The organism is Olivibacter jilunii (genome assembly GCF_900607235.1).
Taxonomy (GTDB): domain Bacteria; phylum Bacteroidota; class Bacteroidia; order Sphingobacteriales; family Sphingobacteriaceae; genus Olivibacter; species Olivibacter oleidegradans.
This window is the reverse complement of record NZ_LR027852.1, coordinates 63,594-87,361: the sequence shown is the minus strand read 5'-3', so window position 1 is coordinate 87,361 and position 23,768 is coordinate 63,594. Positions and strand designations below refer to the sequence as shown.

General features: G+C 40.3%; 16 protein-coding genes. 10 read left to right on the top strand and 6 right to left on the bottom strand.

What is annotated here, in order from left to right:
• Positions 1-28: 28 nt before the first annotated feature.
• Positions 29-1,555 carry a bifunctional phosphoribosylaminoimidazolecarboxamide formyltransferase/IMP cyclohydrolase gene (purH, locus tag E0E36_RS16540; RefSeq protein WP_130856877.1) on the top strand — a complete coding sequence of 509 codons (1,527 nt, stop codon included), beginning with the start codon at positions 29-31 and terminating at the stop codon, positions 1,553-1,555.
• A 54-nt stretch (positions 1,556-1,609) separates the two neighbouring features.
• Here purH and E0E36_RS16535 read toward each other — a convergent pair whose 3' ends face one another.
• Positions 1,610-3,517 (bottom strand): DUF3857 domain-containing protein, encoded by a 1,908-nt coding sequence (locus E0E36_RS16535; RefSeq protein WP_130856876.1) that lies wholly within the window; start codon positions 3,515-3,517, stop codon positions 1,610-1,612.
• Positions 3,518-3,544: 27 nt separating this feature from the next.
• Positions 3,545-5,518, bottom strand: coding sequence for a DUF3857 domain-containing protein (locus tag E0E36_RS16530; protein WP_130856875.1), 1,974 nt, complete (start codon positions 5,516-5,518; stop codon positions 3,545-3,547).
• Between the two features lie 233 nt (positions 5,519-5,751).
• Here E0E36_RS16530 and E0E36_RS16525 point away from each other — a divergent pair, with 233 nt between their 5' ends.
• From E0E36_RS16525 to rodA, 5 genes are all read left to right on the top strand, one after another.
• On the top strand, positions 5,752-6,774 hold the full coding sequence (locus E0E36_RS16525) for a rod shape-determining protein (protein WP_013665654.1): 1,023 nt from the start codon (positions 5,752-5,754) through the stop codon (positions 6,772-6,774).
• A gap of 73 nt (positions 6,775-6,847) precedes the next feature.
• Complete coding sequence (mreC, locus tag E0E36_RS16520) at positions 6,848-7,684, top strand: rod shape-determining protein MreC (protein WP_130856874.1); 837 nt, start codon at positions 6,848-6,850, stop codon at positions 7,682-7,684.
• 67 nt (positions 7,685-7,751) lie between these two features.
• The gene (locus E0E36_RS16515; RefSeq protein ID WP_242627275.1) at positions 7,752-8,192 is read left to right on the top strand and encodes a rod shape-determining protein MreD; all 441 of its coding nucleotides are present in this window, start codon (positions 7,752-7,754) and stop codon (positions 8,190-8,192) included.
• Between the two features lie 42 nt (positions 8,193-8,234).
• Positions 8,235-10,208 carry a penicillin-binding protein 2 gene (gene mrdA / locus E0E36_RS16510; RefSeq protein ID WP_130856873.1) on the top strand — a complete coding sequence of 658 codons (1,974 nt, stop codon included), beginning with the start codon at positions 8,235-8,237 and terminating at the stop codon, positions 10,206-10,208.
• Positions 10,209-10,213: 5 nt separating this feature from the next.
• Positions 10,214-11,479, top strand: coding sequence for a rod shape-determining protein RodA (rodA, locus tag E0E36_RS16505; protein ID WP_130856872.1), 1,266 nt, complete (start codon positions 10,214-10,216; stop codon positions 11,477-11,479).
• A 62-nt stretch (positions 11,480-11,541) separates the two neighbouring features.
• On the opposite strand, the gene E0E36_RS16500 is transcribed toward rodA, so the two are convergent.
• Positions 11,542-12,705, bottom strand: a complete 1,164-nt coding sequence (locus E0E36_RS16500; protein ID WP_130856871.1) for a hypothetical protein — start codon at positions 12,703-12,705, stop codon at positions 11,542-11,544.
• A gap of 219 nt (positions 12,706-12,924) precedes the next feature.
• Between E0E36_RS16500 and E0E36_RS16495 the strand changes: the two genes are divergently transcribed.
• The 3 genes from E0E36_RS16495 to E0E36_RS16485 all read left to right on the top strand — a co-directional run bounded on the left by E0E36_RS16495 (position 12,925) and on the right by E0E36_RS16485 (position 18,849).
• Positions 12,925-13,506 carry a thymidine kinase gene (locus E0E36_RS16495; RefSeq protein ID WP_013665648.1) on the top strand — a complete coding sequence of 194 codons (582 nt, stop codon included), beginning with the start codon at positions 12,925-12,927 and terminating at the stop codon, positions 13,504-13,506.
• Between the two features lie 468 nt (positions 13,507-13,974).
• Positions 13,975-17,460, top strand: coding sequence for a SusC/RagA family TonB-linked outer membrane protein (locus E0E36_RS16490; RefSeq protein WP_130856870.1), 3,486 nt, complete (start codon positions 13,975-13,977; stop codon positions 17,458-17,460).
• Between the two features lie 24 nt (positions 17,461-17,484).
• Positions 17,485-18,849, top strand: coding sequence for a RagB/SusD family nutrient uptake outer membrane protein (locus E0E36_RS16485; protein WP_130856869.1), 1,365 nt, complete (start codon positions 17,485-17,487; stop codon positions 18,847-18,849).
• An 87-nt stretch (positions 18,850-18,936) separates the two neighbouring features.
• On the opposite strand, the gene E0E36_RS16480 is transcribed toward E0E36_RS16485, so the two are convergent.
• The gene (locus E0E36_RS16480) at positions 18,937-20,229 is read right to left on the bottom strand and encodes a DUF3472 domain-containing protein (protein ID WP_130856868.1); all 1,293 of its coding nucleotides are present in this window, start codon (positions 20,227-20,229) and stop codon (positions 18,937-18,939) included.
• A 178-nt stretch (positions 20,230-20,407) separates the two neighbouring features.
• Positions 20,408-20,881, bottom strand: coding sequence for a copper resistance protein NlpE (locus E0E36_RS16475; RefSeq protein WP_130856867.1), 474 nt, complete (start codon positions 20,879-20,881; stop codon positions 20,408-20,410).
• Between the two features lie 552 nt (positions 20,882-21,433).
• On the opposite strand from E0E36_RS16475, the gene E0E36_RS16470 reads away from it, so the two are divergent.
• Complete coding sequence (locus tag E0E36_RS16470) at positions 21,434-23,299, top strand: Nramp family divalent metal transporter (protein WP_130856866.1); 1,866 nt, start codon at positions 21,434-21,436, stop codon at positions 23,297-23,299.
• A gap of 21 nt (positions 23,300-23,320) precedes the next feature.
• Here E0E36_RS16470 and E0E36_RS16465 read toward each other — a convergent pair whose 3' ends face one another.
• Positions 23,321-23,701, bottom strand: coding sequence for a winged helix-turn-helix transcriptional regulator (locus E0E36_RS16465; protein WP_013665641.1), 381 nt, complete (start codon positions 23,699-23,701; stop codon positions 23,321-23,323).
• Between the last annotated feature and the right edge of the window lie 67 nt (positions 23,702-23,768).

Below are 23,768 nucleotides of genomic sequence, written 5' to 3'. Positions count from 1 at the left end.
TAACTTTGCATTTTTTAAAGCATCAATAATGAGTCATCCCGTTAAAATCAAAAACGCATTAATTTCTGTTTACTATAAGGACAATTTGGAGCCTCTCGTTAAACTATTACATAGTTATGGAGTGCACTTTTACTCAACCGGAGGAACTGAAAAATTTATTCGTGACCTTAATATTCCGGTCACACCGGTAGAAGATTTAACCGGATACCCTTCCATCCTCGGAGGACGGGTAAAAACCTTGCACCCGAAGGTTTTTGGAGGTATCTTAAGCAGAAGGTCTCTAAAAGAAGATAAGGAGGCCCTTGAAACTTATGAAATTCCAGAGATCGATTTAGTAATTGTCGATTTATATCCATTTGAAGAAACTGTTGCATCAGGTGCAACAGAAGAGGAAATCATAGAAAAAATCGATATCGGTGGTATTTCTTTAATTCGCGCCGCCGCCAAAAATTATAATGACGTCGTTATCATATCTTCTAAAAACGACTATCGAGAACTAGCGGAGATATTAAAGGAAAACGAGGGTTACACTTCTTTAGCGCAACGGAAATCATTCGCTAAAAAAGCTTTCAATATATCTTCTCATTACGATACGGCAATTTTTAACTACTTCAATAGAGAAGAACCTTTAGAAGTGTTCAAATACAGTGAGCAGAAAAAGACAGTATTGCGCTATGGGGAGAACCCGCATCAAAAGGGAGCTTTTTATGGAGATCTCGATGCGCTGTTCAGGAAATTAAACGGAAAAGAACTGTCTTATAACAATTTAGTAGATATCGATGCAGCTGTTGCTTTGATAGACGAATTTGAAGAACCTACCTTTGCTATTTTAAAGCATACAAATGCTTGTGGTGTAGCCAGCAGAAACAATATACTAGCTGCCTGGAAAGATGCTTTAGCGTGTGATCCTATTTCCGCTTTCGGTGGCGTACTGATTTGCAACCGCCCGATCGAACAGGACGCAGCGGAAGAAATCAATAAATTATTTTTCGAAGTGCTGATAGCGCCTTCGTTCACGGAAGAGGCACTTCGGATATTAGTGAGCCGAAAAAATCGGATTCTACTTCAAAGAAATGATATTGATTTGCCTAAAAATCAATTTAAGAGTCTTTTAAATGGCATCATCGAGCAAGACAAGGACCTGGTTATTGAAAACAAAGAAGGGATGACAACAGTAACTGACCGCGCGCCTTCCGAAGAAGATTACGCAAACTTGTTTTTCGCCAATAAAATCGTAAAGCATACCAAATCGAATACCATCGTATTCGCAAAAAACAACCAACTCTTGGCTAGCGGGGTTGGTCAGACGTCTCGTGTAGATGCATTAAAGCAGGCTATTGACAAGGCTAAATCATTTGGTTTTGATTTACATGGAGCGGCTATGGCCTCCGACGCCTTTTTCCCTTTCCCCGATTGTGTGGAAATAGCCGCAGAGGCAGGTATTGCAACTGTACTTCAACCGGGTGGATCGATCAAGGACAAGGACTCTATTGACATGGCTAATAAAAAAGGGATATCAATGGTAACAACCGGTATCCGACACTTTAAACATTAAAGCATTAATGCTTCAACAATAAAAAGACTAGCACCTAACAATTGCTAGTCTTTTTTATAAGCGCCTCAGAAATACCACTTTACTTAAATCTGTCTGGTAGATGGTATTTATGAACTGCGCAAATGTAGCGTATTTTTCAGGCGCAAACAGCCCCTCCCTGAGTATTAACTGCCTGTAGAATACCAAATTGTTTCCCTTTAAGTATAGCTTCATTGAAAACGAACCAAATTCCGTATCAAGCTGCACATCAGCTGGCTTTAGATCAATAACATAACTTTCAGGCAAGGCAAAGACCAACGAATCGACATCTCTATACCCACGATTTATAAAAAATGGCATCTTTCGTTCATGAGTTATCGGAATGGACGACTTACGGTTAAAAACATTTGGAATTAAGTAGATTCTCGTCCCACTTTTAGGGGCATATTTTTGGATTACAATGCTTAACTGTTCGATTAGCTGCGGACTAAGTCTGTTGTCTTCTTTATAGTTTATATCTTTAAAAGTGATATTATCCACCGCATACAGTTCTTTTAGCCTTTTATCCTGCTCCTGTAACGGAAGTCCTAACATAGCTAGTTGGTTATCGAACTGATTACCATAGAAAGAGGTGGACAATAAGCCGTCGATATCTCCCCCTTCACTTAAACGAAACTGCCCATGCCTCTTTTGTAAACTTTCCTCTGTAGACACCTTTGGTGTACGCATTAGTTTCCCACCTTTCTCGGTGCAAGCGAAAACGATCCTATCGTCTGTAAAACTGCCGAGAAAACCAAAGGGCGTTTTTTGGCTTGTACATTCCAACCATATTGTGTCCTTTTTTAGGGGCACTGCTAATATCACATGATTCCCTTGGTCCATGCTGGCAAAGTTTTCATCCATATCGCGTTTTATATCGCCAGCGTTAACAACACAATAGTAAGATGGTATATTAACAATGGATAAAAGAGATTGCATATAGTTGACCAGTGCCTTACAATCGCCATACCCCAACTGCTCCACCTGACTGGCTGCCATAGGCTGAAATCCTCCTATTCCGATTTGAACACTTACATACCTCATTTTTTCTTGAAGATACCTATATAAAACCCTCACTTTGTCAATATCATCATGAATATTCATTGTTAAAGCGTGAACTTTTCCGACCATTTGCGGAGTTGGTTTTTGTCGTTCAGCTAACAAATTGGTAAAAACCCATCCACCTAACTCTTCCCAATTACTATACGCACCCTTCTTGCTATAATAATAAAACTGTTCAGCCGCAACCTTCACTCGTATTTGGTACTTTTCTTTCGGTGGTGAGAGAGGCTCATTTTTACTTGCCGGAATACCCCGAACTGTCCATGTATAGATTCTTTGCTTATCATTCTTCTCTTCCAGTTTCTGCCCTTCAAAATTGATTTCCTTTATATTGATTCCGTCCGATAACCCACAGCGTAACGTATAACTGCTTTGCTCAATGGATAAGTCCCGGGAAGGTTTAGGAACCCAATCGGGAATAACAAGGTTTTGTTTTAATTTCAGTTCATACTCATAACTTACTGTAAAAGGATACTGCATTGCATTTGGAAGAAAATGTTTAACACGATTATCTTCAAACAAGGAAAAATGACTAACCGCACTCTCGTCTATGAAATCTTTTACGCTTATTTTTTTTATTACTTCACCGCTATGATCCTGAAGTATGCCGCTAATCGATTTAATCTGTGTGCTTTTATCGTATAGTATTGCTAGCCTCGCATGTTCCAAACCAGCCCTGTTGAGGATTGTCAGTACTTGCTTAACATGTAAAATAACGTCATCGGATGATCGTATATTGACCGTCCATTGTTGATCCCTTACAACGGCATTTGCCCGCTCCGTCAACTTTTGGGGGATCTCATCCACAGGGAAACGGTCTTGTGCGATGCTTTGTACAACTGAAAATAAAAACAGTATGCACGCATAGTATCTGTTTAACATAAACAAGGTTTCTTAAAGATCTTCTTATTAAATACGCTTTTTTAGAACGATATCCGTCTTTTCCAGTTGAATAATTCGACTAAAAAACTCCTTTAAACTCAAATATTCATCAGGTGCAAAAATCATTTTGTTGAATCGCAGCACTTGCTCACAACGCAAACGATTATTTTCCAACTTTATGCGGTTAAAAAACTGCCCTCCTCTTTCAGCGAGCACTATATTGACATCCGCGGGCTTCGAGACTAAATCATAAACTGTAGGTAAGGCGATATCCAATTCATAACTCTCTTCTGATGAATTTCCAAAATCCACGGGATAAGTCCTTTCGGAAAGAGTGAATGGATTTTTGCTTATCTTATTCAAAATGAACGGATTGAAATAAGCATTTTCGGATGGCAAGCTATCAAACAATTTAATAGTTACCTGATAATTTTCTATCAGTCCAACATCCGTGGAATCAATACCTGCTACGTTAGCTTCGACGATTTCCATTCCTACACTTTCTTCCTTTTTCTTTTCAATAAACTGATCAATATTTGGATAACTAGCGATCTCTTTTCTTTTAAGATAGGCCGCGTAATTAAAACTCGCTACTTTTATTTTGCCTCTCAAAATCCCATCATCCGATAGCTCGCCGGTTAGTACATAATTCGTATGACGTTTCATATTGGACTTAATATCAATCCAGTATGAGGGTTTGTCCAATGGCAACACTCGTCCTTGATCGTTTAGGCAGCGCAACGGCAGCATACCAAAAGGTAAAAAAGGATCAGACGCATCTAATAAATAACTTTCTCCGTCGACATTTAATTGGCTAATAACATAATTGAATTCCGAAATAACCGGGTTAAGCTTATTTACTATTCCATGCTCTCTGGTCGAAAGGATAACTGCATTGGCATCCAGTCCGGCAGCCGACAGAGCGGCAACCAGTGCAAGATTTATATCAGCTATGTTTCCCTCATGTCGTTCTAAAGCCCTTTTTATTCCAAGTTCACTGAAAACGCCATAATAGGCATTCCATTTAATTTGATTTTTTATGTAGGTATAAATAGCCTTCGCTTTTGCAAGATCATTTATGTCAGCGGATATTATATTCGCCAACAGTTTTTCGAATATTGCTTCTTGTTTTATCTGCGCTCCCAAGCTTCTATCAGTCAACAGCTCCCTATCCACATTTTTCCATTCCTTTGTATAATGATGTTTAGAACCATTTCGTAAATAAACAGTAGCCAGTTCAAAATAAATGGCCGATTTAAAATTAGACGCTGCCGTCATATAGTCTTCTTCGATAAAAGCCGGAATATTCTCCATGATATAGACCATCCGCGAACAGTCAATCGGCCAACCGGGCAAGCGGAATCCCTCCCGAAGTATGGAAGACTTTTGCTCTTTCAATTTATACGGCCCTCTCATGATAACATTATATGTATATGTGGCAGGTATAATCGCTTCAAATTCACTTCTGATTTTAGGAATGTCTGCCTGAAATCGCCAGGTTCTAAAGTTATATATCAAAGGAGACATGATCCGATAACTGTATTCAATAATGCTACCATCTTGAATATCGGGCATGCTAAACTTCGTTAATTTGACATATTTGCTTAACTCTTCTTGATACGTATTTTTAGTATTCAACCAAGTTTCTGTTTTTCTACCATCGCGAAAATTATAGGTTACTGCTTTAAGATCTTCCAGATATTCTGCTTTATCGTCGCTTATACGCAAAGGAATCTGGATATTTGCCTGACTAGGATCATCTTTATTAAATATTTTTAACCTTACATGGTGTGTGAAAGCGATATTCAACTCACCGCGCTGATCATCAAAAACAAACATCGCTGTTCCATATTCGTTAAGAACAACAGCATTTGAGATACTATCCAGTTGATAGCTCTTTACGGCTCTTTCTGTATCGCTTATCAGTCCAAAAGAAAAATCCTCTGCTGTTCCCGAAAAAAACTGAAACAAAAGGCAGATCGATAAAAAAAATCTGGTCATGAAATAGGGTTTAGATCGTTAATGAAGTAAATATAGTAAAATAACAAAAAAGTTGTAGAAGCTTACAATAACCCATTACTGAATATTCCCGAATTGTTCGTTCGCTAACCCTCAATAGAGCTTTCCGAACCGTTGTTTTTTTTTCTCGCTATTGTAGCATATCGGGTTCATATTGTGATATTTTTGTTTTAATTTTGCGGACTATATTCAAGAAACATTTAAAAGATTAGCGAATGGGGCTATTTAACTGGTTTACTCAAGAAGTTGCCATAGATTTAGGTACGGCAAATACCCTAATAATACATAATGACAAGGTGGTAGTAGATGAGCCCAGTATTGTGGCTTTCGATCGCACCACGAACAAGGTGATTGCTATCGGTAGGCAAGCCATGCAAATGGAGGGTAAGACCCACGACAATATACGGACAGTAAGACCATTAAAAGACGGTGTAATAGCCGATTTCAATGCTGCTGAATATATGATCAGAGGCATGATAAAAATGATCAACAACGGTAAAGGTTGGTTTTTCCCATCCTTAAGAATGGTGATCTGTATCCCTTCGGGCATTACCGAAGTAGAGAAACGAGCCGTAAGGGATTCAGCCGAGATTGCCGGAGCTAAAGAGGTATATTTAATTCACGAACCTATGGCTGCCGCAGTCGGAATTGGCATCGATGTAGAGGAGCCAATGGGCAATATGATTATTGATATCGGTGGTGGTACAACAGAAATTGCCGTCATAGCTCTTTCAGGGATCGTATGCGATCAATCTATTCGGGTTGCCGGTGATAACTTCGATTCAGATATTGTACAGTATATTCGCAGACAGCATAATATCATGATCGGAGAACGAACTGCCGAAAAGATCAAAATAGAAGTCGGAGCCGCGCTTCCGGAATTACAAGACCCACCTCCTGATTTTGCCGTTCAAGGTCGCGATTTAATGACCGGAGTCCCCAAGCAGATAACCGTGTCCTATACAGAAATTGCCCATTGCTTAGACAAGTCTATTTCTAAAATTGAAGAGGCTATTTTAAAGGCCTTAGAGATTACACCACCGGAATTGTCTGCAGACATTTACCAAACCGGCATTTATTTAACAGGGGGCGGCGCCTTACTCCGAGGTTTGGATAAGCGCGTTCAGGCCAAAACCAAATTACCTGTCCATGTAGCAGAAGATCCACTAAGAGCTGTAGTACGCGGCACGGGCATCGCGCTTAAAAACATCGGCGGTTATAAATTTTTAATGCAATAATAGCATCGATCATCTATGGCGTACATTCATTTATTTTTGGTACGCCATCTTATTATAAATTCCAAAACAACATATGCGCAACCTTTGGATATTCATTAGTAAGTATAATAACTTCTTTTTGTTTATCCTTTTTTTCAGCGCCGCCGTTGCACTTATTGTAAAAAACAACGGCTTTCAGCGGGCCAGTGCATTAAACTCCTCTAATACCGTAATTGGTGGTATCTATCAAAAGATTGATAATTTCACGCAATATTTAAATTTAAAACAAACCAATAAAGACTTATCCGAGGAGAACGCGTACTTACGAAGTCAATTAAAAAGCTCATTATACAGCAAGTTGATTGAACAAGATTCTGTATTGGATTCACTAGGTCAAACACAATATACCTACATCGTAGCCAGGGTTATCAATAATAGCATCCATCAGAAGAACAATTACCTAACGATCAATCGGGGTAGCGAAGAAGGAATCGTTAAAGGAATGGGCGTAATTTCTTCACATGGCATTGTCGGGATTGTGTTGAATGTCTCTCCTCATTTTGCTACCATTCAGTCGCTACTACATGCTGACACGAGAGTAAGCGCTAGTTTAGCGAATAGTAACGCATTCGGCTCTTTGGTTTGGGGCACAGAAAATTTCGATTCGCGCAAAGCAATTTTAAAAGACATTCCCAATCATGTAAAAGTGCGCCCTGGTGAAGAGGTAGTAACTTCCGGCTATTCTTTATTTCCTCCCGGTATTTCTATCGGAAGAGTGATAAAAACGGGCAAAAGCGGTGACAGTTTTTTGGATATTGAGGTGAAGCTGAATAACGATTTTAATACACTGCAATATGTTTATATCATCAAAGATCAGTTCGCAAGCGAAAAACGGCAATTAGAAGGAGACACGATAGCAACAAATGAGTAGGATTTTACTGTTAAATATCATCCGATTTATAGTTTTAATAACTATGCAGGTATTCCTTTTCAAGAACATGGGATACTACAATTTGGCTACACCCTATCCGTATATTCTTTTCTTACTCATGTTGCCTTTGGGTATGCCTAAATGGTTATTATTTGTTATCTGTTTTTTTACCGGTCTTATTGTAGACGGCTTTTATGACACGTTGGGTGTAAACGCGGCAGCGTGTGTAGCACTCGCCTTCTTACGTACAACTTTTATCAGCATCACCGTTCAATTGGAAAATCACGAAACATTCGCCACCCCTAGCATCAGTGAGATGTCTTTTAGATGGTTTTTCATTTATTGTCTCGTATTGTCTCTTTCGCATCATTTCGTTTTAACACTATTGGAAGCGTTCACCTTCAGCAACTTTCATTATACACTCGTTCGTGCTGTTTTAAGTTGTATATTTACGGTACTATTAATTTTACTTTTTTCTTTACTTTTCTATCAAAGAAGTAGACGCTAATATGGTGTATCCTTCATTGAAAAGCCAATATTCTACTAGCACATGAATAACAGTTTTTTTGAAAGAAAGTACGTCGTTCAAGGAATCTTTATAATAGCTGCCTTTTTATTGGCTTGTCGACTTTTTTATCTACAAATCATCGACGATTCGTATATACTCTCTGCAAACAATAACGTATTAAGAAAAGTTGTTATCTATCCCGCTAGAGGCGTTATTTTAGATCGAAATGGCAAAATATTGGTTCAAAACGAACCGGTTTACGATCTAATGGTCACTCCAAGAGAGGTCAAGCCTTTTGACACCTTGGCACTTTGCGAGCTGATCGGTATTGACAAAGAAGGCTTTGATAAGCGTTATCAAAAAGCTGTCAACTTTTCTCCCTATCGTGCATCCATATTTGAAAAACAATTATCAGCGCAAACGTACGCCAGACTACAGGAGAAATTATTCCAATTCAGGGGATTCTACGTTCAAAATCGAACGGTACGAAGCTATCCGGATTCGGTTGCCGCTCAATTTCTGGGCTATATCAATGAAGTTACGGAAAAAGATATTGAGCGATCCAATAACTTTTACCGTCCTGGTGATTACATCGGAGTAAGCGGGGTGGAGCGTGCTTATGAAGAACTATTAAGAGGCCAACGCGGAGTACAGAATTTAATGGTTGACGCCTTTAATCGTCCAAAGGGACACTTTATGGATGGAAAGTACGACACCCTCGCGGTCGCAGGAGAAGGCCTTGTCTCTTCTCTTGATTTAGAATTGCAAAAACTTGCTGAAAAGTTCATGAAGAATAAGCGTGGCTCGGTAGTTGCCATAGAACCCTCAACAGGAGAAATTTTGGCCTTTGCCAGTACCCCAAGCTACGATCCGAATCTAATGGTGGGGAGGGAACGGGGTAATAATTACATGAAGTTGCTGAATGATCCCAATAAACCTATGTTCATTCGCCCCATTCAGGCTCAATATCCTCCAGGATCAGTGTTTAAGGTTGTAAGTGCACTCGTAGCGCAACAGGCAGGCATGATCGATGAGCATACCCGATGGAATTGTCCCGGTGGTTACAGTTATGGAGGAGGTAGAGGCTTTATGCGCTGTACCCACGTTCATGGCACGATCGATCTTCCTGCAGCTATTCAAGGCTCTTGCAATACTTATTTTGGCCATGTATATGCAAGAATGATTGATCAACGAAAAATGAAGTCAACTAAAGCCTATTCACTTTGGCGAGATGCTATCATGAAATTTGGTGTCGCCCAGGAATTGGGCGTCGATCTTCCAAATGAGAAAAAGGGACTTCTTCCGACGGCCGACTTCTATTCCAAACGTTATGGAAACGATAAATGGGGTTCAGGATACAATATCTCAAACTCCATTGGACAAGGAGAGGTTGAAATTACCACTTTACAAATGGCCAATATCATGGCAATCGTTGCCAACCGAGGGTATTACTTTCGACCGCACCTGATAAAATCCATCGGAGAAAAAAAAGTAGTAAAGAAGGAGTTTATTGAGAAAATACCTGTTGGCATCGACCAGAAATACTTTGAGCCGGTTATAGAAGGAATGAGCCGCGTCGTTAAATATAATGCCAATATTCGAATCCCGGATATAGAAATGTGTGGAAAAACCGGTACAGCTCAAAACCCTCACGGTAAACACCACTCCGTTTTCTTTGCTTTTGCTCCAAGGGTAAATCCAAAAATTGCCATTGCTGTTTTCGTAGAAAATGTAGGCTATGGTGCAACCTATGCAGCGCCAATAGCAAGTATGATGGTTGAAAAATACCTAAAAGATACCATCAGCATGTCTAAAGCTGTACAAGAAAGAGTATTGAAAGAAAGCAATTTAATCGTGCCCGAGCCTCCTAAAAATACTACGGAACCGGTTATCAGTAAAGCAAACGGCAATAAACCGCAATCAAGAAAGCGCGAAAGCTATGTTAAACATAATGAAGTGGCAGTTATTAATGAATTGAAAAGGCGCATCGAATACAAAAACAGCGAAGGAAGATAACATTCATGAATCAAACAAAAAAAATATACGGTGGCTCTATTGATTGGATAACAGTATTCATCTGGTTGACCCTTTGTATTATCGGCTGGTTTAATATTCGTGCTGCCGTCTTTGACCCACAACACGCCAGCTTAATAAGCCTGAGCACCAATTATGGTAAACAGTTCATTTACATTTTAGTGTGTTTGTTAGTTGCTTGTGCAGTGATGATTATCGATGGTAAATTTTACAATTATATATCCCCAATTCTGTACGGGATTACTCTTCTTCTCTTGGTCATCGTTTTAATCGTAGGACGCAACGTGGGCGGTAACCAAGCTTGGATTCCAATCGGCACCTTTAGGTTGCAACCTTCAGAATTTGCTAAATTGGGCTCTTGCTTACTATTGGCAAGGTATTTAAGTTCACATAGCAATAAAATGCCAAATCTTAAAACTTTGGTATTTGGGGCACTCATCCTTTTTGTACCGGTACTTCTCATCATGCTTCAACCGGACACGGGCTCTGCACTTACCTTCTTTGCACTTACGCTTGTTTTTTATCGTGAAGGCTATGTCTCGGGTCAATTCCTCGCATTCGCATTTATCTGTATCATTCTCTTTATTCTTACGCTACTTTTCTCCCAGTGGTATATCATTGGCGTACTCGCTATATTAGCGGCATTGTCAATCTATATGTTTAAAAGAAGCCGTAAAGTAATTCAGTCAATTGTAATTGCTTTTATAGCCTCTGCTGTTTTTGTATTGCTGGTTGATTTTGCTTACGAACATGTTTTACAGTCGCACCAACGCAATCGGATTGATGTAATTCTCGGAAAAGTAGATGATCCCCGAGGACAGGGTTACAACCTGAATCAATCCAAAATAGCCATCGGGTCGGGGCAGCTTTTTGGAAAGGGATATTTACAGGGAACCCAGACAAAATATAACTTCGTTCCCGAACAAAGTACGGATTTTATTTTTTGCACAGTAGGTGAAGAATGGGGTTTTGTTGGTTCAATGGTTATTGTATTGCTGTATATGACCTTACTACTGAGGATAACCCAGCTGGCAGAACGACAGCGATCCGCATTTGCCAGAATATATGGCTATGGTGTTGCCTCCATTTTCTTTTTTCATTTTTTTATCAATATCGGTATGACAATAGGGATTGTACCTGTCATTGGTATCCCGCTACCTTTCCTTAGCTATGGAGGCTCTTCTCTACTGAGTTTCACCCTGCTGCTCTTTATCCTACTGAAATTTGACTCGAACAGAAAAGGAGTTGTTTAATAAAAAATCCAGGCACTCGAAGATACCTGGATTATCTCATTGAACAATCGTGTCAAACACTATTAAGCGAATCTTTGCCGCAATATGGCATATAATTTATCTACTGTGGCTTGTTTATTTGCCCAGTTATTCTTTTGAGCATAATTACTCTGCAGGAAGGTATCCGCATCGGCAAAATTATCATAACGGCTTAAGAGCTCAATCGCCTCTGTATAAGCTAAACTATAACCATTGAACAAGTCTTTGATAAATAGCAGCTTGTCATTCAAACTAACAGCTGATTTTATATCCGTAATCCGTTTAGTGGTAGTCGGGGATTCTTGTTTGGCAAAATTACCGGACGCTTGCTGTTCATTCAATATACCTTGCTCTTGCTTACGTTGAGCAGAGAACAATTCGTTTAAGGTCATTGGACGCTTTGGTTCTTCTTGTTTTGGCTCAGCCTTGTTTTGATCATTCGGAATAACAACTGATTTGGCCTCCTCTATAACCTGTTTTGATACGGGCTCCCCTTCTCCCGCCGACATAGTCTCTTTCTCTGTTTTTTCCTTTTCTACTTCGTTTTCCCCCATAAATCCTACACCGGTTCTATCTACTTCTTCCTTCTCTTCTTCATCAGGGTCCTTCTCCAGCATACGCTCAGTATGAATTTGTTGATCATCTTCTTCGCTGCTTTTTACAACCGCTGTTTCTTCAGCCGTATCTTCTGGTTGTTTTCTGTCATTTATAGGATAATCGATCCGTTCTCCTGATTCCCCCTGTTCTCTTCTTTCCTCCTCTTTTTTATCGCGCTTATCCTCTAATTTAAATTCCTCGGCTTTTTCGTCTTCACTTGCTGTGGCAGGCGTAAAATAGGTCTCTTTCACTTCTTGTTGATCTACATAATTCAATGCAGACGTTTGTTCGCCTTCTTCCTCCCTTAAGGTTACCTTTTCGTCTACTGCTTGCGCTGCACTTATTTCAGGCATCGAAATCTCCGCCTTTTCCTCTTTTTTCGCATCGAGCCCTGTCTCCTGTACATTGCTAGCATAACTTTCTGTGGTATCCAAAGAGGTGAGTTTTTTTAATATCGTTACATGCCCCATTAGATAAGTCATATTTGCCTCAAAAAGTTCCAAATGAATACCTTGTTGTTCCTTTGGATTTTCCTTTAGAAACTCATACTGTTCAGTCAAATCCTGCAACAGACCACCTATCTTTTCAAAAATGCTTTTCTGTGTTACCATAATATGTATTAACGCTTATTTATCCTAAATGTTGAAGAATATTAGTCAAACTTAGATAAAATAGCATGGATTGGCAAGAGCTATCTTGCTCTATTGGTTATTATTAAGCAACCATGCTTTCTTATAGCGAAGCCAAGCGGCAAAACCAGAAATAAATGCCGATATTAGCATCCCTTTTTCTAAGGTGATTTTAGTGTTAAAGAATAAAAACAACAATCCATGCTGTTCAGTGAGCATAATTTCATAAACAAAACAGGCCCGAAAGGAAGTATAGAAGTGATATGTGGTTCTATGTTCTCCGGAAAAACCGAGGAACTGATTAGAAGATTGAGAAGGGCACAAATAGCAAAGTTGGAAGTTGAGATTTTTAAGCCAACTGTTGATACGCGTTACGCGACAACGGAAATTGTCTCACACGATAAGAATAGTATTCAATCCACGGTTGTGGAAATGTCTTCTGCTATTTTATTATTGGGAACACAAACTCAAGTAGTTGGCATCGATGAAGCGCAGTTTTTTGACGACAATCTTCCCGAAGTATGTAACATACTGGCAAATAAAGGAATAAGGGTTATTGTCGCCGGGCTAGACATGGATTATATGGGTAGACCCTTTGGCCCAATTCCAAACCTAATGGCTATTGCCGAACATGTTACCAAGGTTCATGCCGTGTGCGTATGTTGCGGAGCCCCCGCCAACTATTCCTATAGAATTTCGACCGGCAATACCAGAGTGCTCATAGGAGAAAAGGAGAGTTACGAACCTCGTTGCAGAAATTGTTTTTATCAAGGAAATAAATAGCCTAGAGTCACACAATATTCATTTGTTTTTTGCGTTTTTAACTATATACCCAATTGGTATACAGTTTATTTACATCATTTTTGACCTTATATTAACATAAATTTAACACTATATTTTAGAATTTTTTTGTTCTCTTGGCTATCTTTGTTTGAAGTAATAGACAACCATCACATTGGTTTTTATATAAAGATCCTTCTCATAATTTAGGTTTATAATTGGTTAAGTTAAGGCTGTTCGCCCATCGAACAGCCTTACTTTTTTTTAATTTTTCAACATTATGTGTACCAAAGTCCACAAAAAGCGGATTTTCCACACAGCAATCCTTTGATTATCAATATAATAGTTACAAAATCTGTATAACAATACCGCAAACTTTATTAAATCATCTTTTGTTAAGCTTTTTGATCGTCAGTTAAGATAACCCGTCACTTGCTGACGAGACAATCAATTATAGTAAAAAAGCAAAGAATGAAACGAAGTCGTTACACCCAAATTGTATTTATCTTAAGCCTAATCCTCCTTGGCTATTACTCAAAAGGCGCTACCGTAAAAACCACACATGCAAGCAATAAATCGGATCTGCTTCTTTCCTATCAGGACACGACCATGCAAGACACGACGAAAAAACCGGTTCTCGATACTATCCGGATACAGGGCGTGGTCACAGATTCTTCCGGCAAACCTTTGGCTAACGTTTCTGTAAAACCTAAAGGTTCAAGGGACAGCGTACTAACGGGCCAGGATGGAAAATATGTTATCAACAGTCCAGCGATAGGCGTGTTAATTTTCGCCTCTTCCGGTTACCAAACAAAAGAAGAACCTGTCAATAAAATGCAGGAGATTAATATCGAGTTGCAACTGATAGAAAAACCTGTGGCCAGTTCGTCTCAACCTGCCGCTAACGTTACACCGGATACAAACAAGATAGCCAATGATTCGCTTCGCCGTGACAGCACACAAGTAAAACCGGACACTGCAAAAACAGATAGTACACAAGAAAAAATTACCGGTGTTGTAAGGGATACAAAAGGCCCCATCCCGGGCGTTAGCGTAACTATTAAAGGCAAAAAAGAAGGCGTTATTACGGATGAGCAGGGCAAATACAGTGTAGCCGCACCAGGCAATGTTGTACTCGTATTTAGTTCTTTAGGCTACGATACGAAAGAGGAGTTTGTAAACAACAGAAAAGTAGTCAATACAACACTTAGTGAGGAGGCTCAAGCTTTAAAAGAAGTGGAGGTAGTTGCTGTCGGTTACGGAACAATGGATCGCTCTAAATTAACCAGCTCTGTATCAAGTATCGGAAGTGATCAAATTGAAAATGATGTATTGCCTAGTGTAACACAGGCTATTCAAGGTAAAGCCGGCGGTGTTCAGGTTACGCAAAAATCGGGATCACCTGGAGGTGGCCTCAATATTCGTGTACGCGGAACGACCTCAATCAATGCAAGCTCCGACCCGCTTTATGTAGTAGATGGAATTCCCGTAAATAGTACCACAAATTTTACAGGTGGAACGAATTTTAATTTTGGCGGCGGTACACAGGGGATTAATATTCTTTCATCTATTAATCCGTCGGATGTACAATCTGTTGAAGTACTTAAAGATGCTGCCTCATCCTCTATATATGGTGCACGCGCGGCTAACGGTGTTGTACTAATAACCACAAAAAAAGGACAGGCGGGCACAAGTACATTTAATTTCAATATGTATGAAGGTTTTTCTGAAGTACCGAAGGAACGTTGGTACGATATGATGAACACAGCACAGTACCAAGATTACATGCGGGATTATTATAAGTATCGGATGGAAATGGATTCTACCGTCACGGCCATCCCGGATCAGATCTTAGCAAACCCCAACATTAACACCGACTGGCAAGATGCTATCTTCCGTACGGCCGCCACACGTAACTATGAATTGTCAGCGAGCGGAGGCAGCGAAAAAACACAATATTATACTTCAATCGGCTATATGAAACAGGGCGGGGTGCTGTTAAACTCAAATTTTAACCGTTTAAGTGCCCGCCTTAATCTTGACCATCAACATAGTGAAAAATTACGTTTCTCTACTTCTATTAATCTAACCAGGGCTATTAATGATCGCGTTCAGGAAGAAAACTCAAAAGAGGGAGCCACAAAAAACGGCATTGTAGCGCCACCAAATATTCCGGTTTATAATCCGGATGGCAGCTACGCCTTCGATGAAGTAAGCACTTCTCGGGAAAATCCAGTAGCCATGCTAGAACTTCCCACCAACAATGCACAGACATTTAGGGTGTTGGCAAACGCTTCGGCTGAATATCGCTTTATACCGGAACTGGCACTTAAAACAAGTTTCGGCACCGATTTAAGTTTTATTGATGAAACTTTTTTTATGCCTCCGCAGGGATTGCGTTCTTTTGCTAGTCAGGGAGGAATAGGTGCCAGACGAAACACCCGTGATCAACTATGGATTAATGAAACAACATTAAGTTTTGACAAATCCTTCGGCGATCACAGTATTAATGCGCTGGCAGGTTTTTCTGTTCAAGAGTCGCGATTGGAATTTGTTGATGCACAACGCTCTAATTTTCCTTCAAACGATATTGAGTACATTTCTTCAGGAGGTGTTATAACGGGAGCTAATTCATATCCTGAAGAATGGGCTATTGCATCAGGATTCGCTCGGGTAAATTATGGTTTTAAAGGGAAATATTTATTTACAGCAAATTTCCGCGCTGACGGCTCCTCTAGATTTGGAGAAAATAACCGGTGGGGGTATTTTCCTTCGTTTGCCGCTGCATGGAGGTTGTCGGACGAGGATTTTATTAAAGATATCAAAGCAATTAGCAATTTAAAACTAAGGGCGAGCTGGGGGATTACCGGTAATCAGAATATCGGCAACTATGCTAGTTATTCGCTTTATACAGGTGGACAGAATTATTTAGGCCTACCTGGGTTCATACCTAATGTTTTGGGAGATAAAAACTTAAAATGGGAAACCACCAAACAATGGGATATCGGCTTGGATTTAGGTCTCTTCGGTAATCGAATTTCCTTATTGGCAGACTACTATTTGAAAAACACCTCTGATTTGCTGATCGGAATACCTGTTCTCACAAATTCGGGCTTTCAAAACAGATTCACCAATTTCGGCGAAATCCAAAATAAAGGGTTTGAATTTGAGCTGTCAACGCAAAACCTTGTGGGGGAATTTAAATGGAATACCACACTCAACATGACGTTCAACCGCAACAAGGTGGTGTCTTTACCTGTTAACAGGATTCTTGGAGGAGTAGGTGAGTTAAATATTGCACAACCGGGACTTCCCCTCGGAACCTTTTATGGATGGAAAATGATCGGTGTCAACCCCGAAACCGGACTGATTGATTTTGAAGACCAAAATGGCGACCCAACCACGCCTACTAATCCGGATGATCGACAAATTATTGGTGATCCAAATCCCGATTTCTTTGGTGGTATAACGAACACTTTCCAGTACAAGAATTTTGATTTAAGTATCATGGGACAATTCTCCTACGGAAACGATGTGTTCAACTATAATTTAGCAACCGGTTTAGAGGGGTATAACGCAAGTAGTAATGGCTTTACCGATTGGACCCGTCGGTGGAGGAACCCTGGAGATATCACGGATGTTCCACGACCAAGTCCAGGCGATCTGAATAACGGTGCTATTTCCGACCGTTTTGTGCAAGATGGATCTTTCTTTAGATTGAGAAACATCACCCTAGGGTATACTTTCCCAACTAAAATGATTGAAAATATCAACTTAAGTCGACTGCGGGTTTACGTAACGGTCCAAAATGCCTACGTTTTCACCAATTATCGGGGATACGACCCGGAAGTAGGATCCAGTCATGGCGGTGCTAACACCGGCCTCATTTACGGTTATGATTATGGCAGTTATCCTCAGCCTCGCATATTTACAGCTGGTGTAAACTTAACTTTTTAATAGTTCAAAATAGACTTGAAAACAATGAAGACATTCTTTAATATCGTTATAATAACGTTGCTAGCAGCCTCCTTGTCGGCTTGTAACGACTTCCTTGATAAAGAACCGATTAGCCAGATTACACCCGATGAGTATTTTAATTCAGAAACAAACGCTAATTCAGCCGTAATTGGCATGTACCGGACAATGCTAAACTCCTTTTCTTTTGGCCAGTCCATCATTATCGTTCCCGAATTTTCCGCAGGTCATGTAAGTCATGCTTCGGTCTATCCCGAATACGAAAATTTCCGAACAAATAATATCCAAGTAAACAACCCTTGGACCAATAATATGTGGCAAGCAACCTATACCACTATCAATGCAGCCAACAATATTATAGCCAGGGTTCCTGAAATGCCCGAGAGCAGCATCTCAACTGAAAAGAGACAGCAATTTGTCGGAGAGGCTAAATTTGTTCGGGCGCTCAATTACTTTTTCCTAGTAAGGGCATTCGGCGCTGTACCTTTAAAGACAACTGCCACAACAGAAGAGGAAAACATAGCGATTCCACGCACACCCATTGATCAAGTTTATCAACAAATTATTACCGATCTACAGGACGCAGCCACACTTCCGGACAGTTATGGCGATGATGCCACATCCAAAGGCCGAGCAACGAGCCTTGCAGCGAAGGCTTTGCTCGCTAAAGTGCAATTATACAACGGTCAGATTACAGGTGATTACTCCCAAGCTGCGAGCCTCGCGCAAGGAGTTATTAATAGTCAACGTTTCACGCTGATACCTGATTTCGCGTCCATATGGACAACGGAGAATACGCAAGAATCCATTTTCGAATTACAATTTGATGATCAAGCAACCAATCCCTTGGCCTCGGTTAGCAACGATAATCCAAGTATGCTCTTTTATGCAAGGGGAACTACTGTATATGAGAAATATGCCGAGGGAGATAAAAGAAGGGACTTCACGGTCAAATTCGGATCGCGCGATCGTTATTATATTGGCAAATTCCCCAAGGCAAGTCCCGCGACACAAAATCTGCCGGTTATTCGAATTGCTGAAATTTTTCTGATACATGCTGAAGCACAAGCGAGAGTGGATGGCACAGTCAGCGATGCTGCCTATCATTCTTATCAAGAGGTACAAAAACGGGCCGGCCTAACCCCTCCCCCAATAAATTCTTTTGGCAGTATAGAGAATTTCATCACAGCGGTGCAAGAAGAAAAAGAGCGCGAGCTCATGTTTGAAGGTGAAGCTTGGTTCGATTTCTGTAGAACGGGCCTGGCATTGGATCGAATGCTTGTTATAAAAGATCCCAACTACTATCTTTATCCTATACCAAGCAGTCAGATTGTACTAAACGGCGAACTAACGCAAAACCCAGGTTACTAACAGATCGTTAACAATCAGAGCGCATAGATCTTTGTAGATCTATGCGCTCCCTAAAATATTAATAATAATCAGTCTTTCCTCTCCCTTTTATGGCAATTTATTGAAATCGATCGTTGGTTTGCCGCCGTTCGTCGATCTGCTAAATTGTGCTCCAATGGGGGTATAATGACTAAAAAAACCAAAATTATCCAGAAAAAATTTATCGTGCTCACTTCCACCACTGTAATCCATCCGATATCCGACGCGGGCTGTATTATCAGCAGAAAATTTAGCTCTTTTCACCTCATACCAACGCCCTTCTTTATCAATGACCCACTGGTTTCCGAAATAAACCTTTCTTTCGAAAATTCCCTCCTCAGGTGAAAAATTCTCTAAGAAAGAATGAAAGCCTTTAAGCCAGCTTGATGTTTGAGGTCTACTAAAACTAGCAATTAATTTCCATTCAGCAACTTCAGGTGCGTAGAACCACGCCGTATAATTTGTATAATTATTAGCTACTGGTTCGCCTTTTAACAAAAACCTATAAGTGTTACCAGCTATCCAGTTAAATTTATAATAACTTTGTCCACCGGCTCCTTCATTACCGAATTCACCCGTATGTACTCTTTCACCTTTTTTTAATAGTTTTATTTGATGATCCGGTGGAATGGTTTTCGGATCGTCTGTTTGGAAAGGGCTCCATACGGAAAATAGAATACGTCTTTCACTTTTTGAGTTAACCTGCATACCAAAATAACCACCGCTAAAGCCATTGGCCATAAAATAAGACCCAATAAGGTCATTACCTTCCGGTACTGTTACTTCATTATAATAATACATGATATCCTTTTCAGGCAATTGATAATTCAGATGCGTAGAGGGCCCACGTCTGCCCCAATAGAAAAAATTTCCTTCATCATTTTTGACAAAATGAACACGATCATTAACCGCAGTGCCATGGATTCCTAAATATTCTATATTACTCAAATTAACTGGTCGACCATGTATGTTAATGACTGTATATCCTGTATCACGGATGACCCAGTCGCCCAGGTAAACCATTTTTTTATGCTGGGCCTTCAGATTTACGGTTTTCGTCTCTCCTGCAACCGTAACCTGCAAGGCACTGGGTTCATTAATTTTCGCATCTAACCAAATTGTTAAGGTACCTACTTTTTCTAGCCGTACGAATGTCTTGAAGCCTTTCTTCGGGTCGTCCCATTGTTTGATACCCGCTTTCGAAATTAGATTATCCTTTCCGGAAGTCGTACCCGTTTGCCAAGAATTTCCGCCAATCGGTATTTTCACAATGTTTTCCGGAATGGGCTTGGTTTGTCCGAGACTTTGATAAATGATAATTAACAAACTGCTAAAGAGAAGCACGACGCGTTTTACTTGCATATCATAATTGATTTTGATGGCAAACTACGCGAAATAAAAGAAGATAGAAAATGAAAAGGGGGATCAACCGATTGCGTAAAAAAATAAACGAAAAAAAGGACTGTCTGCTAAGAACGGTAGTGAACAAGATTGAAAAACGTGTCATTGCGACACGTTCTTCAATTTCCGTATACGGTCTTTATTTTCGTAAAATGTATTTGTCAGCCAGCGCCCCGGTTATTTTATCACCGTTCATATCGAGCTGTGTAAGGGTGTTTTCACCTACAAAGTACTTACCAGGTGCATCCCTGCCTCCTTTTAACTCAATCGTGCTCCCATCAATCCAAACATAGCGGCCATCTTCTTCGAAGGACTGACTGTCTCCTTTACCCAAGTAGCTATTTTTTAATGTGTAAGTGCTGTCTGCTTTCAATTCCAACTCGGTATTTATCCCTTCACAATCGGCGCAGGGTAGCACACCCTTATAAATTCCAATAACATCCAATGAGTTTTGTGCGTTATGCATATCCGCCGTATCAGATGTGGCATCGATTGGTACATACTCCTCAGTCGTAGTGTCGGTAGTATTTATATCCCCGGTGCCTTTTGTTCCGTTATTGCAGCTCCAAAATATGCCGCTGACAAGTACGTAAGTCAAAATTCTTTTAATCATAGCTTTATTTTTACTGCTATTTAGCAAAAGCGATACCAAATCGAAACATTAATTGTCAACTTGTTTCATTGCCTCAATTACAGCTTCGGCTACTTCAATATTAATTGCTTCGTGATCGACCATTATCCATTCACCGTCTCGCTTGATCATTAGGAAGGGTTTAATTCCTGGGTATTGTATCCGCCACGCCGTTGAGTCTTGGTATTCTTCAGGATACGCATTAATATTTATAAATGCCTTGGTACCAGGCTCTCGAACAGTAATCGTCATAACAAACTCCTTTCTTTCTTTATTAAAACAGTGACCATTGCAAATTGATTGAAAAATTTAAATTTTTATCAAACAAAGACGTATGAAGAGATACGGCCATTCTACAATTCAAGAAAACAGACCGATCAGGCAGCAGTATACGAACTTGCGAACGGCTATTGATTTTCTACTATAAAATTCATAAGTTAGCCAAGCAAAACTTTTTAGTTAAGCAACACTAAAAACATTCTGAATATATTGTCTGTTTGAGGATAGGAATTACATTTTTATTAGACGAAAACATTGAACAACCAACACAAATCGTTAGAGGAAGTACATCAAAGCGTTGAGACCGATATAAAAGGGTCGCGATTTAAAAAGATCTTGAGTTTCTTTGGCCCTGCTTATCTAATAAGCGTAGGCTATATGGACCCGGGAAACTGGGCGACAGATCTAGCAGGAGGTAGCCAGTTTGGCTATACACTAATTTGGGTCTTATTAATGAGTAACATGATGGCACTGGTGTTACAAAGCTTAACGGCACGACTCGGCATAGTTTGGGGCAAGGATTTAGCCCAGTGTAATCGGGAGACCTATCCGAAAAAAATGAATTTCATTTTGTACATTCTTGCCGAGATAGCTATTGCTGCCTGTGATTTAGCAGAAGTGTTAGGTATGGCAATCGGACTGAATCTTTTGTTTGGATTGGATCTCTTATGGGGTGTTGCTATTAGTTTCCTGGACACTTTTCTGCTACTTTATCTTCAACGCTTAGGAATGCGAAAGATGGAAATGTTCATTATTGGTTTGATTTTCATGATTGGCATGTGTTTTCTCGTTGAAATGATTTTGGCGCAACCGGATATGGCCTCTATCGCCAGCGGTTTTATACCATCCATCCCGAACACAGCCGCGCTCTATATTAGTATCGGGATTATCGGTGCAACGGTAATGCCTCATAATCTTTATCTGCATTCTGCTCTTGTGCAAACCCGCAAAATCAATCGAGATGAATCTTCTATTAGAAAAGCACTGAAGTATAATTTTTGGGACACGGCAATTGCCCTCAATCTTGCGTTTTTCGTCAATGCCGCGATCTTGATTCTGGCTGCTTCCGTGTTTCACAAAAACGGCATGAATAACGTTGCCGAATTACAGGACGCGCATAAATTATTAGCACCAACATTGGGCAGTGAATGGGCCCCCAGACTATTTGCCGTCGCACTGATTCTGGCCGGTCAAAGCTCAACTGTTACCGGAACATTGGCTGGGCAAATTGTGATGGAGGGCTATCTACGCTTGCGTATTAGCCCAGCTTTACGACGCATGTTGACACGCTTATTGGCCATTGTTCCTGCTATTCTAGTAATTTATATTGCCGGTGATGACGAAGTGGGACCAATGCTTGTTTTTAGTCAGGTTTTATTAAGCATGCAGTTAGCTTTTGCAGTTATTCCGCTTATCCATTTTGTCAGCGATCGGAAACGGATGGGGGTCTTTGCTATTTCAACGGGTCTTAAAATAATTGCATGGACAATCGCAGTCATTATATCCTTCCTAAACTTTCAGTTGGTATACGAAGAAATCACAAACTGGATTAAAGTATTTAACAACCCTTGGCTGACGGCACTACTGATTATAGGTGGCGTGGGATTATTTGTACTGTTGCTACTAACGGTCCTTTACCCTATAATTAAACTTAAGAAAAAAGTGAATATGGAAGTCCATCCGCCTTTTCAAGATTCTGTATTGGAAACACCCGCTTTCAACCGTATCGCGCTAGCACTAGACTATTCTTCATCTGATCCCTTAGTGGTTTCATATGCACTTAAGCTTGCCAAACCCGGCACGCAGTTTATTCTAATCCATGTGGCGGAAAGCGCATCTTCCCGAATGATGGAAGAAGACACAGATGATTACGAGAAACGTCACGACGAAGCAAGAATGTCCCGTTATATTCAGCTTTTTAAAGACCAAGGCTTTGAAACAAGCTTTGAGGTGGGCCATAAAAACCGGGTGAAATTCATTGCCAAGGTATGCAACTATTACCAAGCAGACCTCCTGATCGTAGGTAGCCATGGGCATCGCGGTCTTAAGGACTTTATTTATGGGGAAACCGTTAATAGGCTCAGACACCGCGTCGATATTCCAGTCTTTATTGCCCAATAATCTGCCCGCTCTTCTAAAACACTAAGCAACAGCAGTGTCATCCTTTTTTCTGACCGTTGTTTTACGATGCATATTCCCCCAGTCGGACATTGCCTGCAACATAGGCCGCATCGTTAGGCCAAGGTCTGTCAATTCGTACTCAACGCGAGGTGGCACCACAGCATAGACATTACGTTTTACAATATAATCCTTTTCCAACTCTCGGAGTTGAGCCACCAACATTCGCTCAGAAATGCCGTCAATTGAGTTCTTCAGATCACTATAACGCATTTTCCCATAAGCAAGTCGACAAAGTATGGCCGGTTTCCACCTGCCTCCAATAATAGATAATGAATATGCCATACCGCAAGTATCATTAATTTGCTTCTCATTCAAAGCATTGGTAGATGTTTCTTTTCTCATTTCTTACGTTTTTGTTAGTACCTAACAATTTAATCTGTACTTACAAATATAAAGTTAAGAACCTACT